Origin of the sequence: Parafrankia sp. Ea1.12 (assembly GCF_900465275.1) — a bacterium.
GTDB classification, from domain to species: domain Bacteria; phylum Actinomycetota; class Actinomycetes; order Frankiales; family Frankiaceae; genus Parafrankia; species Parafrankia soli.
Genome location: NZ_UBIZ01000359.1, coordinates 1 through 18217 on the forward strand (window position 1 = coordinate 1; position 18217 = coordinate 18217).

13 protein-coding genes are annotated in these 18217 nt (G+C 73.4%); 7 read left to right on the forward strand and 6 right to left on the reverse strand.

Annotation, left to right across the window (positions count from 1 at the left end; all coding sequences use genetic code 11):
• Both FMEAI12_RS19900 and FMEAI12_RS19905 read left to right on the forward strand, forming a co-directional pair.
• A partial coding sequence (locus FMEAI12_RS19900; protein ID WP_235014219.1) for a dihydrolipoamide acetyltransferase family protein occupies positions 1-1289 on the forward strand: 1289 nt, incomplete at its 5' end.
• A gap of 323 nt (positions 1290-1612) precedes the next feature.
• On the forward strand, positions 1613-1849 hold the full coding sequence (locus FMEAI12_RS19905; RefSeq protein WP_018504030.1) for a hypothetical protein: 237 nt from the start codon (positions 1613-1615) through the stop codon (positions 1847-1849).
• Between the two features lie 52 nt (positions 1850-1901).
• Here the strand turns inward: FMEAI12_RS19905 and FMEAI12_RS19910 are convergent, their stop codons facing one another.
• On the reverse strand, positions 1902-2267 hold the full coding sequence (locus tag FMEAI12_RS19910; protein ID WP_235014220.1) for a DUF6458 family protein: 366 nt from the start codon (positions 2265-2267) through the stop codon (positions 1902-1904).
• A gap of 212 nt (positions 2268-2479) precedes the next feature.
• On the reverse strand, positions 2480-4309 hold the full coding sequence (locus tag FMEAI12_RS19915; protein ID WP_112107283.1) for an acyl-CoA dehydrogenase: 1830 nt from the start codon (positions 4307-4309) through the stop codon (positions 2480-2482).
• A gap of 194 nt (positions 4310-4503) precedes the next feature.
• Here FMEAI12_RS19915 and FMEAI12_RS19920 point away from each other — a divergent pair, with 194 nt between their 5' ends.
• A complete protein-coding gene (locus tag FMEAI12_RS19920; protein ID WP_165938633.1) occupies positions 4504-7806 on the forward strand; it encodes a patatin-like protein in 3303 nt (1100 codons plus the stop codon).
• A gap of 68 nt (positions 7807-7874) precedes the next feature.
• Here the strand turns inward: FMEAI12_RS19920 and FMEAI12_RS19925 are convergent, their stop codons facing one another.
• The gene (locus tag FMEAI12_RS19925) at positions 7875-8555 is read right to left on the reverse strand and encodes a hypothetical protein (RefSeq protein WP_112107287.1); all 681 of its coding nucleotides are present in this window, start codon (positions 8553-8555) and stop codon (positions 7875-7877) included.
• 589 nt (positions 8556-9144) lie between these two features.
• The gene (locus tag FMEAI12_RS19930; RefSeq protein WP_112107289.1) at positions 9145-9762 is read right to left on the reverse strand and encodes a nitroreductase; all 618 of its coding nucleotides are present in this window, start codon (positions 9760-9762) and stop codon (positions 9145-9147) included.
• A 274-nt stretch (positions 9763-10036) separates the two neighbouring features.
• On the opposite strand from FMEAI12_RS19930, the gene FMEAI12_RS19935 reads away from it, so the two are divergent.
• The 4 genes from FMEAI12_RS19935 to FMEAI12_RS19950 all read left to right on the forward strand — a co-directional run bounded on the left by FMEAI12_RS19935 (position 10037) and on the right by FMEAI12_RS19950 (position 15711).
• A complete protein-coding gene (locus FMEAI12_RS19935; RefSeq protein ID WP_112107292.1) occupies positions 10037-10492 on the forward strand; it encodes a MarR family winged helix-turn-helix transcriptional regulator in 456 nt (151 codons plus the stop codon).
• Between the two features lie 178 nt (positions 10493-10670).
• Positions 10671-11633 carry an ABC transporter ATP-binding protein gene (locus FMEAI12_RS19940; RefSeq protein ID WP_368672092.1) on the forward strand — a complete coding sequence of 321 codons (963 nt, stop codon included), beginning with the start codon at positions 10671-10673 and terminating at the stop codon, positions 11631-11633.
• The gene (locus FMEAI12_RS19945; protein WP_235014223.1) at positions 11630-12406 is read left to right on the forward strand and encodes an ABC transporter permease; all 777 of its coding nucleotides are present in this window, start codon (positions 11630-11632) and stop codon (positions 12404-12406) included. Before FMEAI12_RS19940 ends, FMEAI12_RS19945 begins: the two co-directional genes overlap by 4 nt.
• 104 nt (positions 12407-12510) lie before the next feature.
• Positions 12511-15711 carry an adenylate/guanylate cyclase domain-containing protein gene (locus FMEAI12_RS19950; protein WP_041255187.1) on the forward strand — a complete coding sequence of 1067 codons (3201 nt, stop codon included), beginning with the start codon at positions 12511-12513 and terminating at the stop codon, positions 15709-15711.
• A gap of 27 nt (positions 15712-15738) precedes the next feature.
• On the opposite strand, the gene FMEAI12_RS19955 is transcribed toward FMEAI12_RS19950, so the two are convergent.
• Positions 15739-16716 carry a polysaccharide lyase gene (locus FMEAI12_RS19955; RefSeq protein ID WP_071064970.1) on the reverse strand — a complete coding sequence of 326 codons (978 nt, stop codon included), beginning with the start codon at positions 16714-16716 and terminating at the stop codon, positions 15739-15741.
• The gene (locus tag FMEAI12_RS19960) at positions 16713-18110 is read right to left on the reverse strand and encodes a UDP-glucose/GDP-mannose dehydrogenase family protein (protein ID WP_112107296.1); all 1398 of its coding nucleotides are present in this window, start codon (positions 18108-18110) and stop codon (positions 16713-16715) included. Before FMEAI12_RS19960 ends, FMEAI12_RS19955 begins: the two co-directional genes overlap by 4 nt.
• Between the last annotated feature and the right edge of the window lie 107 nt (positions 18111-18217).

An 18217-nucleotide genomic window follows, 5' to 3' on the forward strand; every position in this document is an offset into this window, starting at 1 on the left:
CCGGCATGGTCTCCTGGCCGGTGGCTTCGGTAGCTCCGGTGACTGACCCGGTCGTCGGGCCGGTCGCGGGCTCGTCGCCCGGCTCGTCGATGGTCAGCAGCGGCGCGCCCACTGCCAGCTCGGCGCCCGGGGCCATGGCACCCGTCGTGTCGTCGGTGCCGGCCTCGGCGCCAGCCGTATCCCCGGCGTCGGCCGCGGCCGGTGCGCCGGACCGATCAGCCGTAGTGCCGATCGGGGCGGCCCCGCGGCATGGGCGCGTCGCGGCGAAGCCACCCGTCCGCAAGCTCGCGCGTGATCTGGGTGTGGACCTCTCCACGCTCGCGGGCACCGGTCCCGCGGGCACCATCAGCCGCGCCGACGTCGAAACCGCGGCGCGTCAGGCCACGCCCCCCGAGCCCGCGCCCGTCCCCACCACCGCCACTCCGACGACCCGCACTGGGCCGGTCCGTGTCCCTGGCGTTGTCCCTTCGTCCAACGGAATCGACGGCCCGCGCCAGCCGGAACTGAACGGACACGCGGAGACCATGCGGCGGGTGCCCGGAGCCATCCCGCCCGACGCCGGATTCAACGACACCGACCGGATCTGGCGGATCCCCGTCACGGGCGTGCGGCGCACCATGGCACGGGCGATGGTGGCCAGCGTGTTCTCGGCCCCGCACGCCACCGAGTTCCTCAGCGTGGACGTCACCGAGACGATGGCGGCCCGCGAGCGGATCGCCGCCCTGCCGGACTTCGCCGGCATCCGGGTCACGCCGCTGCTGCTCGTGGCGAAGGCGCTCCTCACCGCCGTCCGGCGCCACCCAATGATCAACTCGACCTGGGTGGGCGACACGTCCGGGGAGAACGCCGAGATCCAGGTGCACGAGCGGATCAACCTCGGCATCGCCGTGGCCGGGCCGCGTGGCCTGGTCGTCCCGAACATCCCGGACGCCGGATCGCGCGGCCTGGTCGACCTCGCCCGCAGCCTGCACTCCCTCACCGAGGCCGCGCGCGCCGACCGGCTGCGCCCGGCCGACCTCTCCGGCGGGACCATCACCATCACCAACGTCGGAGTTCTCGGGGTGGACACCGGGGCACCGGTCCTCAATCCCGGTGAGGCCGCGATCCTCGCCCTCGGCGCGATCCGCCCGGCTCCCTGGGTGCACGAAGGCGAGCTGGCGGTACGGACGGTGGCCCACCTCGCGCTGTCCTTCGACCACCGCGTCGTGGACGGCGAGCTCGGCTCGGCGGTCCTGGCCGACGTCGCGGCCGTCCTCGCCGACCCCGTCATCGCGCTCGCCTGGAGCTGACCCGTGGGGCGGCCGGCGACCCGGAAAGCCCGCCTACAGCGGAGGATCCGGGCGAACCGGGCCGCGCCAGCCACCCCACAGCCCGGTTACACGACGCACAACGACTCGAGCCTCGACGGGACGTCCGGCCGCGGCTTGGAGTGAGCTTTTGGTGGGGCTTCCGGCCGGCTGGTTGATCGGGGCGAACTACGCAGTTCGCCACATACACCCCCCCGGGAACAACGGACGCATAGGGGTGCACAACGGAGACAGGTGTCCTGCCTGGTACGGTTGCGCCTCACACCCGGCATCCGGCTCAACTTCCACCACGAAGAGGTGAACGCATGACGCGCGTGGAGGCTCTGCAGGCCGCCGACGAGTTCGTCGCGAAGGTTCTGACCTCCGCCAGCACCAGCGGCCGGTTCAACGGGGCGCTCAACCTGGCCGAGCGCGTGGACCTCACGCTGCGGGTCGCCCGGTTCCTTCTCGAGGGCCAGTCGTCCTCCGAGGCCGACGACCTGCTCAAGCGGGACATGCGCAACGAGCTCGACCAGGCGTTCCCGCCGCTGCGCACCACCTGAGCCAGCCGGCCCCTACCTGGATCCGGGCCCGTACCGGGATGCCCGCATGTCGTCACCTGCCGTCGGACGACTGCAGCGGCCGGTGCGGCACACCGCGCTCGTGGCCGGTCTCGGGGCGCTCGTGGCCGGTCTCGGGGCGGACGGGATCCTGGTGGGACGGGGCCTCGATCTGCATGGACGGGTCGACCAGCACGGTGTCGTCCACGCTGATCGGAGGCGCGGCGCCGTGCTCGATCGACTCCTCGACGATCTTCCGGCGCCACTGATCGCGGTAGAGCGTGACGCCCAGGCCCACGATGCTCACGATCATGAGGATCACCCCGACCGCCGTGAGGTCGAGGCCGGACGGTTCGGAACGGACGGCGAAGGCGAGCACGGCACCCAGTGCGAAGAGGAGAAGGCTCAGCGGGGTTCCCATACGGCTCGTCTACCCCAGATCGGACACCGTAGAACCACGATCGGCACATCTCCACGACGGAGCGCGACCCTGGTCGCCGCGGGTAGCCACAACTCCACGCGAACCAGCCCGGACAAAGATCCTCCCGGGGCCGCGCCGACACGACCGCGGCCCCGGGAGGATCACACTGGCTGGACCGATCCGACCAGGCTGAAACGAGCTGGGACGAACGGTCAGAACGCCGCTTCGGACATCTCCATCAGCCCGAGACCGGTGCCCTCCAGCACCGTCCGGCGTGTGCGCAGCTCCGGCAGGATGTTGGCCGCGAACCAGCGCGCGGCCGCGATCTTGCCCTCGTAGAACGCCCGGTCGCGCTCGGACGGGGAGCCGTCCAGCCCACGTAGCGCCGTGTCGGCACCGCGCAGCAGCAGCCAGCCGACGACGAGGTCGCCGATGCTCATCAGCAGCCGCGTGGTGTTCAGCCCGACCCGGTAGACCTGGGACTTGTCCTGGGCGGTGGCGGTGAGGAACCCGACCATCGAACCGACCATGGCCTGGCACTCGTCGAGCGCCGCGCCCAGCGACTCCCGCTCCGCGCGGAGCGCGCCGTTGCCCGCCTCGCCCTTCACGAACTCCTGGACCTGCGTGAACAGAGTGGTCAGCGCCCGACCCTTGTCCCGGACGATCTTCCGGAAGAAGAGGTCCTGGCCCTGGATGGAAGTCGTGCCCTCGTACAGGGTGTCGATCTTCGCGTCGCGGATGTACTGCTCGATCGGGTAGTCCTGCAGGTATCCGGAACCGCCGAGGACCTGCAGCGAGCTCGCCAGCAGTTCGTAGGAGCGCTCCGAGCCGAATCCCTTCACGATCGGGAGCAGCAGGTCGTTCATCCGCACCGCGTTGTCGTCCGCCTCGCCGCGGGCCGCCGCCAGCGTGACGGCGTCCTGGAAGGTAGCGGTGTACAGCACGAGGGCACGCATCCCCTCCGCGTAGGCCTTCTGCTGCATGAGCATCCGGCGCACGTCGGGATGGTTGATGATGGCCACCCGGGGCGCGGTCTTGTCCGACGCCCGGGTCAGGTCGGCGCCCTGGATCCGCTCGCGGGCGAAGGCCAGCGCGTTGAGGTACCCGGTGGACAACGTGGCGATCGCCTTCGTGCCGACCATCATCCGGGCGTACTCGATGACCCGGAACATCTGCGCGATGCCGTCGTGGACGTCGCCGACGAGCCATCCGACGGCCGGCTCGCGCTCGCCGAAGCGCATCTCGCAGGTGGTCGAGACCTTCAGGCCCATCTTCTTCTCGAGGTTCGTGACGTAGGCGCCGTTACGGGCACCCGGCTCACCGGTCCCGGGGTCGGGCAGGTACTTGGGCACCACGAACATCGACAGGCCCTTGGTGCCGGGGCCGTGCCCCTCCGGGCGGGCGAGCACCAGGTGGAGGATGTTCTCCGGGATGTCCCAGTCACCGCTGGTGATGAACCGCTTCACACCCTCGATGTGCCAGGTCCCGTCCGGCTGCTCGACGGCCCGCGTCCGGCCGGCTCCGACGTCGGAGCCGGCGTCCGGCTCGGTCAGCACCATGGTCGCGCCCCAGTGCCGCTCGATGGCCCAGTTCGCGATCTTCTTCTGCCATGGCGTGCCGATGCCCTCGAGGATCGCGGCGAACGTCGGCCCGGCCATGTACAGAAACACCCCCGGGTTCGCCCCGAGGAGCAGCTCGGACGCCGCCCAGGCGATGGTCGGCGGGGCACCCATGCCGCCCAGGTGCGGCGGGACGTAGAGCCGCCACCACTCGCCCTCCTGCGCCGCCGCGAAGGACTTGCGGAACGACTCGGGCAGCGTGACGGTGCCGGTGGCGGGGTCGAGTGTCGGCGGGTGCCGGTCGGCGTCCTCGAAGGACTCGGCGATCGGCCCGACGGCGACCCGCTCCAACTCGGCGAGCACCTCATGCGCTGTGTCGCGGTCCATCTCCGCGAAGGGCCCGGTCCCGAGCGTCCGGTCCACGCCGAACACCTCGAACAGGTTGAACTCGATGTCGCGGAGATTGCTCCGGTAGTGCCCCATGGACGGCTCCTCCCCTCCGGCTCACCGCATGATCATCGGCGGCGCGGGCGTAGTTACTCGCTGGTAGGTCATGCCCCATGCTACCCGCGAGTAACCAAGGTTCCAGGTGATCCGCCGACGAAAGCCGCATCCGTTCGGAGTCGGGCGGAAAGTACGTCGAGTCAGTAATGTCCGGCACGTTTAGTCTTGCGGCCATGACGGAGGGCAGGGCGGCGGTCGCCGACGAGTCCGACGACGGGTCGACCCAGGAGGTCCGGCTCGCGGTCGTGATGACCGGCGGCGCGAGCCTGGCGGTGTGGATGGGCGGCGTCGCCCGGGAGATCAACCTCCTGACCGGCGCCTCCGCACACCGCGACCGCGCCGCGGGTGACGGTCACGTCGGCGTGGCCGGGACCGGAGACCAGGGCCTGTCTGCCGCCGACGCGGCGGCCGCGTCCCGCTGGGCGGCGCTACTGGAGATCCTCGACGTCGAGGTGTCGGTGGACGTCCTGGCCGGGGCCTCTGCGGGTGGGATCAACGCGGCGCTGCTCGGCTACGCCAACGCCCACGACGCCGACCTGGGCCCGCTGCGCGATCTGTGGATCACGCTGGGATCACTGCGCGAGCTGATGCGACGCCCGGGCGAGCGGAGCTTCCCGTCGCTGCTGCGCGGCGACGCCGTGATGCTGCCCGCCCTGCAGACCGCGCTGCGCAGCCTCGAGCCCCCGTCCCGAAGCGGTCACACCGCCGAGGCGAGGCGCGCCAGATCCGCGCGGACGGTTCGCCCGACCTCGGTGTTCATCACGACCACGATCCTGCGCGGCGAGTCGGCGCGCTGGTCGGACGACCTCGGCGGCATCGTCCGCGACCTCGACCACCGCGGCCTGTTCGTCTTCGGCGAGGACGACCTGACCGACCCCGAGGCGGCCAACCGCCTGGCGCTTGCCGCCCGGGCCAGCGCGGCCTTCCCCGGTGCCTTCGAGCCGGCCTACATTCCCGTCCAAAGCTCGCCCGACGCGGACCATCCCGACATGGCCGACTACGTCAACGCGGCCAGCGGCTTCTACGGCTCCGACGGCGGCATCCTGGTGAACCGCCCGATCGGGCCGGCCCTGCAAGAGATCTTCGACCGGCCGGCGCACGGGCGGCAGGTCCGCCGCGTGCTCGCCTACGTGGTGCCCGCGCCCAACCCGCCGGACGACCCCACGCCGAGCCGAGACGACGGGTCGACGCCGACAGTCTCCGACACGCTGCTCGGCGCCCTGGGCGCGGCGCTGAACCAGTCGATCGCGAGCGACCTGCGGCGCATCAGGGACCACAACGAGGCGGTACGCGGCGTCCGCGCGAGCCGGCGCGGGCTGTTCCGCCTCGCCCCGGCCGGCGGCCCCCGCCTCGCCGACGAGGCAATCTACGAGGCCTACCGCCACCGCGAGGCCGAACGCGCCGCGGACGTCGTCCTGAGCACGCTGGACCGGATCGTCACCGACACGAACGCCGACACGAACATCGGCGCGGACGTCGGCGCGGACGCGGCGACGCTGCTCGCGGACCCGGCCGGACGGACGGACCTGCGGGCCGCGGCGGTCGCGGCCGCGTTGGCGGAGTTCCCGGACCGGCTGCCCGGCCCGGACGACCTCGGTGACCTTTGGCGGCTGGGCCGCCCCGCGGTGGACGCCGCCAAGGGCATCCTGATTTCGATGATCAACGAGGCCTACCTCCTGTCGACCGGCCCGGACGACCGGGTGGCGCTGGCGACGCTGGCCCGGGAGGTGCACGCGGCGGTCGTCGCGCCCCGCGAGCAGGCCGGAGCACAGCTGCTCCCGCTCCCGTCGACGCCGGCGAACCGGGGCGGCTTCACCGTCGTCCGCCACACCCTGCGCGACCTGGCGGGGGCGTCGTCCGCCGCCGTGGTGGCCGAGGCGACCCGCCGCTGGCTACGCGGCGCCGGCGACGAGGAGACCAGCCGGACCGACCTCACGCTCGCCTGGAGCACGCTGGGCTCGGTCACCGAGAACCTGCGCGGTCTTCTGACCGGCGTCCTCGCCCGCTCAGCACCATCGCGGACGGCCACAACCGACCGCGCGGACAGGCCCGGCCACGGGGACGGGGAGCACGGGGGTCGACACGAGCGGGACGGGCAGGACGAGGACCGGCCCTTCGGGCCCGCGGCGCTGATCGCGCCAGGGCCGCGCACCCACACGAACGGGCTGAGCCTCGCCGGGCGGCGCCGGGTCGCCACCCGCACCCTGCGGGACTTCGTCGGCTACCTCCCCACCCGGCGCTCGCGGGCCGCGCTGGCCCTGCTCGACCTGCACCTGGTCACCCACGCCCTGACCGGCGGGGACGTCGTCGACCAGCCGGTGGAGCTGGTCCAGGTGAGCGCGGACATCCGCTGCGATCTGGACCCGTCACGGGCGAGCGCCGACCGGAAGCTGACCGGGCTCCAACTCGGCAACTTCGGCGCGTTCGCGAAGTCGTCCTGGCGGGCCAGCGACTGGATGTGGGGCCGGTTGGACGGCGCCGCCTGGCTGGCCCGCATCCTGCTCGACCCCCGGCGGCTGGTCCACTTACGCGATGCCGCCGCGCCGGGCGCGGAACCGCCCGACAGCACCGCGACCTGGCTCACCGAATTCGTGGAGCTGCTGGCGACGGTCGCCGCGGGCCCCGTCACCGCGGACGTCCTCGACGAGCTCGCCTGGCTCGACGACCCGGACGCGGCCGTGCCGGCCGCCCTGCCCGAGACCGCGGCCTGGGTCGCCGCCGGGATCCAACGCGAGATCGCCGCCGGCGAGCTGACCAGCGTCGCCGACGCCGTCCGGGCGGACATCGCCGGTGCCCGGGTCGGCTCCGCGCCCACCCGGGAGTTCCTCGACGCGATGGCGCCCGGCCCGGCCCAGCTCGATCCCGCCGACGCCGCCCGGGTGCTGCGGGCGTGCCGCGTCTCGGACGAGCGGCTGACCGATCGGGCCAACAGCCCGATCCTCGCCATCACGGTCGCCCAGGTGCTGGCGGTCCTCACCGGGTGGCTGGCGTCGCTGCGCGCGCTGCCGCGGCCGCTGCGTCCGGCGGTCGCGGCGGTGCGCGCCATCGCCCGCGTCGCCTACGCGCTGGTGGACGACGTGACGCGCGGCCGGCGCCGGGCGACGATCGCCCTCGGCACGGTGCTGCTCGCCGCCGGACTCGCGGGCGCGCTCATCCTGTCCGGCCCGATGGGCGGCGTGGGGCTGCTGGTGGCCGTGACGGGGCTGCTGCTGATCAGCCTCACGGGCTGGCGGGTGCTGCCCGCGGGGCTGGCCGTCGTGGGCGTGGCGGGGCTGGCGGTGGTGGCCGCGGCGGGGGTGATCCCGGTCGTGGGTGACCATCTCTTCCCCTGGCTACACGACGACGCGGTGCCCTACCTGGCCGATCATCCCTGGGCATGGGCGGCCGTCTTCGGCCTGCTGATGCTCCCGCCGGTGTGGTCACTCGCCGAACTCCTGCGCCCGCGGCGGCGGAGCCGACACCGGCCGGCAAGCTGACGCCAGCCAGCCAGCCAGCGAACCGGCTCGGTCCGGCGAACTGGCACCGACCGGCGAGCTGACCGCGGTCAGGAGACGTCCGCCCAGCGCATCCCGCCGTCGGGCTCACGCAGGCAGGTGACCGGACGGCCGTCGGCACCCGGGACGATCTGCCCCGCGTCGGCGGGCTCGCACTCGCTGCCCGGCTCGGGCCGTGACCGGGTGGACTGCGCCGGAGCCTCCGGCGACCACCGGCCGGAGACGGCCGACCCGGTACCGGCTTCGCCGGGCACGCAGTAGAGAACCAGCCCGTTGACGGCGACGGCGGGCTCCTCATCACGCCCCGGGACGCAGGCCTCGCCCAGGAACACCGGCGACGGCGCCACCGACGGCAGGTCGGGCACGACCGGGCCGGTGGGCTCCGCGGACTGCGCGTCCGGGCTGGTCTGCGCCTCCGGGCCGGCCGGCGTGCTCGGGCCGGTCCCCGCCTGCGGGTTGGAACCCGGCGCACCGGCGCCCGCCGAAGCCGAGCCGGTGCTCCCCGGCCCGCCCGCCGCGGAGTCCGCGCCGGGAGTGCCCGCACCGGCCGTGGTCTGACCGTCACCCGCCGACCCGGCGTCCTCGCCGGAGCCCGCGGACGAGGACGAACCCGCTCCCGGTGGCTGCGGGGCCGCGGCCACCGCCGGCTCGGGCCGGGTGGTCGTCGTGTCACTCCCCGCCTCGCCGCAACCGGCGAGCGCGGCAGCGAGGGCCGCACCGACGATCACCACACGAAGACCGGCACGTGAGAGAACGGTGGAGCGAACCGGGCCGTCGAAGTTGTTCCGATGTAGCGAATCGAGGGCGGTGGGGGCACCCCGAAAGTGCCCCGACGAGGTGCCGCGGGAGGCCACGCCAAACGGACGATCACCGGTCACGGCATCCCTCCCCTCGCAGGTCCGGCCCACAGCCTCGATCCAGCTTAGGTAGCCGCTGGCACCGAATGCGGCCAGTTGACCGGAACGGGCGCCGGGCGGCGGCCGGAACGGGCCGGTTGTCCGGGCCCGAGACCGTCGTCCCGTTGCTGCTGGCTAGTGGTCTGGATGTGATTCCAGGCCGGGTGATCGGCGCTCTCCCGGAAGCTCCTCCATCCGGCTCGGATCGGCGCGGGCGTCCGACCGCGGGGGTGTCCTACCCCACTGAGGCCCACATTCCTCCTACGGGTGCCGACGAGTCCGCCATCCCGGGGTGCCGACCCGTGTCTCCTGGTGCCGTGTCTCCTGGTGCCATGTCTTCTGGTGCCGCCGGGGCCGGGCGGCCCGGGCGGGCCGGGTGGGAGAGCCCGGACGATCGCCCGCGTACCAGCCGGCGGGCCGGTCATTAGGCGTCGACGGGGACGGGCTGGGCCGCCCACTCGACCGGGGCGAGCTGGCCGCCCGTGGTCAGCTCGGAGGCCACCGCGGACAGGGCGACCGGCTCACGCGGCGGCAGCGGGATGGCGTCCGAGAGCGTCCCCAGCTCCACCCAGCCGAGCAGCTCCTCGCCGCCCGTCAGGCCGAACACCGCGCGGACCTGGTCACTGTCGGGCAGCGGCGTCGACTTCCACGCCGAGGCGACTCCCTGGGCGTGCGCGGCGAGGCAGAGGTTCTGCGCCGCGGCAGCGGCGGACGCGTCCTGCTCGGCGCGGGGGACGCGCGCGCCGGGCACCCGGGAGGCGATCACGGCGATGAGGACCGGCGAGCGGGTCGCCTTGCCCGCGGCCTTACGGATGACCGGTTCGGCCAGGCCGCCGACCGCCTCGGCCGCCGCGGTGATGGCGTTCGCCAGCACCTCGCGGGCTTCGCCGCGCACCACCACGAACCGCCACGGGCGCAGCATCTTGTGGTCCGGCGCGGTGGTCGCGGCGGCGAGCATGACGGCGAGCTGTTCGTCGGTGGGGCCGGGCTCCACGAGCCGGGTCGCGGTGCGTCGGGTCATCAGGCAGTCGAGGGCGTCCACAGCAGCTCCATTCGGTTCGGGTTCGCGTCCGCGCGTTTGCAATTTGATCTAATTTGGCCAGGATCGACCCGGATCGGCGCCGCACACGCCAGGTTCCCGATCGTTCACTTTCCGCAGACGAACTCTTCCCATTTCACTGAGGTTCCCTCATAATAGATGAGGCTCAGAAATCCGGGCTGCCGGCCGCGCACCTCCGGCAGCCCGCACCACCAGCAGCTGCGCACCGCGTGCAGCCGTGCAGCCGTGCACCGCCAGCAGAGAGGACGGCCGGCCCATGCCCCCACCCGACACCGGCGACGAGGTCGTCGACCTCATCCTCGCCCTCGGCCACCAGGTCAGGCGCGGGGTCAACGAGTCGCTGCGGGCCGGCGCCGGCCTGACCCTGCCCCGACTCAAGGTCCTGCGGCTCGTCGCGGAGACCGGCCCCCTGCGGCTGCGGGACCTGGCGAGCGCCGTCTCCGTGGCACCCCGGACGATGACCGAGACAGTGGACGGGCTGGAGGCCGACGGCCTCGTGCGCCGCCAGATCGACCCGGCCGACCGCCGCGCGATCCTGCTGGAGCTGACGCCGGAGGGAAAGACCACACTGGAGGCCGGGCGTGCCTGCGCGTCGGCCGCCGTCCGACGCTTCACCGACGGGTTGTCGGCGGACGATCGGGCCACTCTGGGCCGGCTCCTGGCGCAGGTGCGGGACAACGCGGCTGCCGTTAACACGGTGCCGTTACCGTGAGGTGAGCACCTGGGCGCGCCAACCCGAGGAGGCCACGGTAACCGGAGCTCTCACGGTGGGTGAAACCCCGCGCCGCGGCGGCGACCGCCCCACCAGCGGCCGGGCCGGCGGCGCGCGCCCCGCTGTGGCCAGCGAGCCCGGCGCCTGGCCCAGTGCCGGCACCGGCACCGCGCCGGCGGTGGTGGACGTCCACCGGCTGACGAAGCGGTACGGGCGAGTGGAAGCACTGCGTGATGTCTCGTTCACCGTGCCCGCCGGGACGGTGACCGGGTTCCTCGGCGCCAACGGGTCGGGCAAGACGACGACGCTGCGAATTCTGCTGGGCATGGTGGCCGCCACCGACGGGCACGCCCTGATCAACGGTCGGCCGTACCGCGAGCTGCCCGCCCCGGCCCGCACAGTCGGTGCCGTGCTCGAGCCGGCGGCGCACCCGGCCCGCACCGGGCGCAACCACCTTCGCTGCCTGGCGCTGCCGCTCGGCCTGCCCCGGCGGCGGCGCGGCCCGGCCGTGGACGAGGCGCTGGCCGCCGTCGACCTCACCGCCGCCGCCGACCGCCCGGTCGGCACCTACTCGCTGGGGATGCGCGGGCGGCTCGCCATCGCCGGCGCCCTGCTCGGGGATCCCGAGCTGCTCGTCCTGGACGAACCGGCGAACGGGCTGGACCCGGACGGCATCCGCTGGCTGCGCCGGTTCCTGCGCTCGTGGGCGGCGAGCGGCCGCAGCGCGCTGCTGTCCAGCCACGTGCTCGCCGAGGTCACCCAGACGGTCGACCACGTCGTCATCGTCGACCGCGGCCAGGTGGTGCTGGCCGCGCCCGCCACCGAGGTGGGCCGCGGGCACGTCGAGGTCCGCACCCCGGAGGCGGACCGGCTCGCCGAGCTGCTGCGCCCCGAGGACGTCGTCCGGACCGGTCCCGACGGCCTGCGCCTGCCACACGGCCTCGCCGAGCAGGTCGGACGGCTCTGCGCGGCCCACGGGATCCCGCTCGTCGAGCTGCACACGACCGGCCCCGACCTGGAGCGGACGTTCTTCGACCTGACCAGCCGGGCCGACGACGAGACGCACGGCGGGGCCGACGACGAGACACACACCGGGGCCGGCGGCGGGGCGCGCGAGCGGGCCGGAGGCGGGTGGCGGTGACCGAGGCCCGCCCGACCGTCGAGGTCGTCCGCCGTTCCGGCCGCTCCCGCGGGCGCCGGGGCACGGGGCCGGGCACGGGCCGGCTGGTCGCCACCGAGCTACTCAAGATCACAACGGGGCGGTGGCAGCTCGTCGGCCTCTGCGTCGCACTGGCGGTCCACGTCCCGCTGCTGCTGCTGTGGGGTGCCCAGGCCGAACCGCTTGTCGCCTGGAACAGCCTGCGCTCGCGCTCGGGGTTCCTGCTCGCCTACGCGATGATGTTCTTCGGGGTGATCCTGGTGACCGGCGAGTACCGGTACCGCACGGTCACCCACACCTGGCTGCTCACCCCGCGGCGGTCCCGGGTGCTGGGCGCCCAGGTGCTCACCGTGCTCGCCATCGGCGCCGTGCTGAGCACGGCGACGTTCGCCGCCTGGTGGGCGCGCGGGGCGGCCCGCCATGGCGCGCCGGCGATGCGCGCGGACCGGCCGGCGGAGTTGCTGTCGGCCTATGTGATCGTGGTCCTCATGGTGTGCGCGGCCGGGGTGGCCGGAGTGGGGGTGGGGACGCTGACCCGCGGCTCGCCCGCGGCCGCCGGCGCCATCGCCCTGTCCGGGCTGGCCGAGGCCGTGCTCGACGGGGCCCGCTTCCACGGCCCGGCGACCGCACCGTTGGGCGTCCTGCTCTGGCCCACCAGCGAGACACATGTCTCGTCCCTGCTCGCCGCGATCTCGTGGGCGGTGGTTCTCACCGCCGCCGCGAGCGCCTCACTGCACCGGGACCTGCCATCCTGAACAAGGGACCAACCGAATCCGTGATGTGGCATAGGTCACTGCCGGCGCGGCGCGTGTCCCCATCCCCTGCCGCGCCGCACCGCGATCGGCCTACGATCCCGCACATGGTGCCGTGCCCGACATGCGCGGAGGAGAACCCGAAGCGAGCGCGCTTCTGCTCCGAGTGCGGGAACCCGCTGCCCGTCGCGGGCAATGGGTCGCGCAAGACAGTGACCATCATGTTCGTCGACATAACCGGTTCGACGGACATCGGTGAGAAGATCGACTCCGAGCCGCTGCAGCAGGTCATGTGGCGGTTCTTCACGACCGTGCGCGAGGTCATCCACGCCCATGGCGGCACGGTCGAGAAGTTCATCGGGGACGCGGTGTTCGCCGTGTTCGGTATCCCGGTGCTGCACGAGGATGACGCGCTGCGCGCCGTGCGGGCCAGCCTGGACATCCGCGCGGCGATGGAGGAGCTCAACGCCGACCTCCAGCGCGAGTGGGGCCTGCGGCTGCGGGTGCGCATCGGCATCAACACCGGCGAGGTGACCGTCGCCGGCGGCGGCGCGACCGGCGACCCGGTGAACGTCGCCTCCCGGCTGGAGGAGGCGGCGCCACCCGACGAGATCCTCATCGGTGACAGCACGTACCGGTTCATCCGGCACAGCGTCACCGTCAGCTCGGTGGGCCCGCTGGTCGTGCAGGGCAAGCGGGAGCCGGTGCGGGCGCACCGCCTGATCGGGCTGGTCGACCCGACCGCGGGCCCGGGCAGCCGGGCCCCCACCCAGGGCTTCGCGGCGCCGGTGATCGGCCGAAACCGGGAGCGCCGCCGCCTCCAGGACGCCTTCGAGGCCGTCGTCGAGGAGCGGACCTGCCACCTGTTCACCGTGCTCGGCCCGGCCGGCATCGGGAAGTCGCGGATGGTCGGCGAGTTCTGCCAGGCCACCGCGTCGCGCGCCACCGTGCTCACCGGCCGCTGCCTGTCCTACGGCGAGGGCATCGCCTACTGGCCGCTGATGGAGATGGTGCGCCAGGCCACCGGCATGTCCGCCGACGAGAGCGCGCCGGACGGCCGCCTGCGCCTCAAGGAACTGCTGGCGGACGTCCCGCAGGCCGCCGAGGTGGTCGACGCGCTCGCCCCGCTGGTCGGACTCGGCGGCGCGGAGCTGGGCACCCAGGAGAGCTTCTGGGCGGTCCGCACCTTCTTCCAGGCCCTGGCCGAGAAGCGCCCGCTGGTGCTGTGGTTCGACGACGTCCACTGGGCCGAGCCGACCCTGCTGGACCTGATCGAGCACGTCGCCGACTGGTCACGGGACGCGCCGATCCTACTGCTGTGCCTGTCCCGCCCGGAGCTGCTGGAGGACCGGCGCGAGTGGGGCGGCGGCAAGTTGAACGCCACGTCGATGCTGCTGGCGCCGCTCACCGAGGCACGCTGCCACCGGCTGATCCGCACCCTGATGGGCTCGGACGACCTCGACCCCGCGCTCGTCTCGCGGATCACCACCTCGGCGGCGGGCAACCCGCTGTTCGTCGAGCAGATGGTCGCCGCGCTGGTCGACGACGGACTGCTGCGCCGGGAGGGCTCCCGCTGGATCGCCACCGGGAACCTGCGCGGGGTCACGGTGCCGCCGACGATCTCCGCGCTGCTGGCCGCCCGACTCGACCGCCTCGAGCCCCCGGAGCGCCGGGTGCTCGAGCGTGCCGCCGTGGTCGGCGAGCGGTTCTACCTGGACGCCGTCGCCGAGCTCTCCGACCCGGCCGAGCGCCCGTACGTCACGGAGCACTGCCTGTCACTGGTCCGCAAGGAGCTCGTCCACCCGGACCGCTCGGACCTGCCCGGCGTCGACGCCTACCGGTTCCTGCACGTCCTGCTGCGCGACTGCGCGTACCAGGCGACGTCCAAGCGCCAACGCGCCGACCTGCACCAGCGTTTCGCCGGCTGGTTGCAGGCGCGGATGGTCGGCGGGCCGGGTGAGCACGACGAGCTGGTGGGCTACCACCTCGAGCAGGCCTACCGTTACCGGGTCGAGCTCGGGCAGCGCGACAACGAGATGATCGAACTCGGCCGGGCGGCGGCCACCTGCCTGATCGAGGCGGCAGACCGCGTCCGCCAGGGTGACGAGACCGGCGCCGCCCAGCTCCTCAAACGCGCGATCACGCTGCTGCCGGAGACCGACCCGCTGCGGCTGCGGGCTGAGATCGACCTCGGCTGGGCGCTGTACTCCTTCGGCCGCCTCTCCGACGCCGAGCGCATCCTGCGGCAGGTCACCGAGCGGGCGCGGCGCGCCGGCGAGGACGGCCTGCGGGCGCACGCCCGGCTCGCCCAGCTGCGGGTGCTGTTCGCGACCGACCCCGAGGGCCTGGTCGCCAGCACGCTCACCGAGGCCACGGCGGCGCTGGCCGCGTTCGTCCGGGACGGTGACGACGTCGGCGCGGCGCTGGCCTGCCGCAGCCAGTCGGCGGCGTACGGCGCGGCCGGCCAGTTCGCGGCCGCGGAGAAGGCCATGGAGACCGCGGTGCGCCACGCCGAGGAGTCCGGGGTGCCCAGGGCCGCGCACTCGCTGCGGCGCGAGCAGGTCCTGCTGCTGAGCCTCGTGCCGCGCCCGGTGCCCTACGCGATCGCGAAGGCGACCAGGGCGCTGGAGGCGGCCGGCGACGACCGCGGCCTGCGTCGGGCGGTGCTCGCGCAGCTCGCGCTGCTCAACGCCATGTCCGGTGACCTGGAGGCGGCGCGCACCCACCTCAAGGACGCCGAGGAGATCGTCGGGGACATCCGCGGCGCCCGCACGGACCCGTTCCACAGCGGCTTCGTGGTGGCCCGCGTGGCGCTGCTCGCCGACGAGCCGGAGATCGCCGAGCGCGAGCTGCGCCGCAGCTGCCGCCAGCTCTCCCGGATGGGCGAGCGCGCGCACCTGGCCACCCGGGCCGCCCTGCTGTCGGACGTGCTGGTCCGGCGCGGCAAGCTGGAGGAGGCGCAGAAGTACGTCAACCGGTGCCGGGACGCCGCCGCCGGCGACCAGCTCCCCGCCCAGGCGGGCTGGTGCTCGGTGCACGCCAAGCTGCTGGCGATCTCCGGGCGGGACGCCGAGGCGCTGCGCTTCGCCGACACCGCGTGCGACCTGGCCGGCCGCACCGACGACATCGACGGGCAGGGCAACGCGCTGCTCGCCCGCGCCGAGGTGCTCTACCGGGCCGGGCGCAAGGACGACGCCGCCGAGAGCCTGGAGGCGGCCAGCGCCCGGTTCCTGCAGAAGGGGAACCGGGCGGCGGCGGCCACCAGCCGACGGCTGTTCGAGACCCTCGACGCCGAGCGCTTCGGCTGACCGGACCGGCTCAGGTCTGGAGCCGGCTCAGGTCGCCTCGGGTTTCGGGAGCGGGTTGAGCCGCGCGGTGCCGTAGGTGAACCCGGCCAGGTCCATGGTCTGCGGCGAGGTCGGCGCGAACGAGGTCCCGCCGTCGCCGAAGGTCGCTGTGACGAGAATCCCACCGATGCGCAGGTCGTTGGAGATCCTCGGGTTGAAGCTCTGCTCCTTGTGGACGAGCTGACCGTCCAGCCAGACGAGCAGGACGCCGTCCGCGAAGCCTTCGAAGTTGAGCTTGACGCCCTGCTCCACACAGATCCAGCGGCCGGCCGGCCAGTGCCACGCGCCTTTGCCGATCACATTGATCGGGTGATCGGTGCGCGCGGTGTTCGCATAGACGATTCCTTCGTCACCGTCCCGCCACGCAAAACGGGTCGCCAATCCGCTTCGCAACGTTTCCGTGCGCTGACGGTTCTTGACGATGGTGCCGAAGAATCCCGGCAGGCGACCGCCCTTACCAAAGGCGAAACCCTCCGGGAACCGCAGGTAGTAACGCATGTACAACTCGTAGGGTGATCTCAGGGTGTGATCGACGAAGACCTGCGTCCCGCCGTACGTGGGCCCGTCGCCGTAGATTCTGGCGTCCGCGGGGTTCATCGCGTCAACCGGAAGTGAGATTCGCAGGAATTTCGGGAAGCGCGGATCGTCCGATGCCATGATCTCCGCCCGGTCCAGCCCGAAGCTCGACCGGCTCCGGGCCACCAGGTCCTTGCCGAAGAACTCCTTCGCCGCGGCCGGGTCCGCGAGGGTGCGCCGCGCGGCGGCGGTGGTCGCGGGCGCGGCGACGGGCGCCGCCGTGTCCGGCGGCAGGATCTCACTGGCCGGGTCGAACGGCTGGTCGTCGGAGACCAGGCCGCAGCCGGTCCCCGCCAGCGCGAACGCGCCAAGGGACGAGGCGAGCAGGGCCCGCCTCGTCCAGCCGCGCCGGTCCGGACCGGCCTCCCCCGGCCTGCCCGGACCGCTCATACGTTGGGGCGGCCGAGCGCGTGGTAGATCCAGCCGGCGGCCCGCCACCGCTGCGGGTCGAGGGTGTTGCGGCCGTCGATGATGACCGGGCGACGCACCAGCGACGTCAGCAGCGACGGCTCGATCTCGCGGAAGTCGGCCCACTCGGTGAGATGCAGCACGACGTCGGCGTCGGTGACCGCCTCGGAGACGCCCGAGGCGTAGCGCAGGTCGGGGAACTTGCGGGCGGCGTTCGCCATGGCCGCGGGGTCGTAGACCGTCACGCGGGCACCCGCCTTGCGCAGCGCGTCGGCGACGTCGAGCGCCGGCGAGTCGCGGATGTCGTCGCTGTTCGGCTTGAACGCGGCCCCGAGCACGGCGACCCGCCGCCCGGCCGCACCGCCGCCGAGCAGGTGGATGGCCAGCTCCACCGTCCGGCTGCGGCGGCGCAGGTTGACGCGGTCGACCTCGCTCAGGAAGCCGAGCGCCGGGCCGGCGCCCATCTCCTCGGCGCGTGCCTGGAAGGCGCGGATGTCCTTGGGCAGGCAGCCGCCACCGAAGCCGAGGCCCGCGCCGAGGAACCGCCCGCCGATCCGGGTGTCGTAGGCGAGGGCCGAGGCCAGGGTCTTGACGTCGGCGCCCGCCACCTCGCAGACCTCGGACATCGCGTTGATGAAGGAGATCTTCGTGGCGAGGAACGCGTTCGCCGCCACCTTGACCAGCTCGGCGGTGGCGAAGTCGGCGACGACCGCCGGCGTGCCGGCGGCCAGCGCGGTCGCGTACACCTCCCGCAGCCTGGCCTCGACCCGGACCCGGCGCCCGGTGTGGTCGCCCCGGTCGGTGCGGTCGGCCACGCCGTACCACTCGTCGTCGGCGGGCAGGCCGAAGACCAGCCGGTCCGGGCGCAGGGTGTCCTCGACGGCGAAGCCCTCCCGCAGGAACTCCGGGTTCCACGCGAGATCGACCTCGGGTGCCTCCCGGGCGAGCCAGTCGGCGAGGCGCACGGCCGTCCCCGCGGGGACGGTCGACTTGCCCACCAGCAGGGAACCGGCCTTCGGCTGGGCGGCGAGGAGCCGCTCGACGGCGCCGTCGACGTAGCTCATGTCGGCCGCGCCCGAGTCCGCGCGCTGCGGGGTGCCCACGCACAGGAAATGCACGTCCGCGCTCGCCGCGTCGGCGAAGGAGGTCGTGAAGGCCAGGCGGCCGGTCTCGAGGTTCTTGCGCAGGAGCTCCTCGAGGCCCGGCTCGAAGAAGGGCACCTCGCCGCCGGCGAGCCGGCGCACCTTGTCCTGGTCGACGTCGACGCCGACAACATCGAAACCCAGCTCGCTCATGCAGATCGCGTGCGTCGCCCCGAGATATCCGGTGCCAATAACGCTGATCCGGAGCGGGCTCCCCGCTTCTGGTGTGCTCATTGTGTGTATCCCCCCACTCAACGTCGGGCTGCAAGGCCGCGGAGCGCATTGTGGACCGCTCGCGTTTCCGGGAGATGAGGCGGGGTGCCGGGGCTGGGCGGACGCCG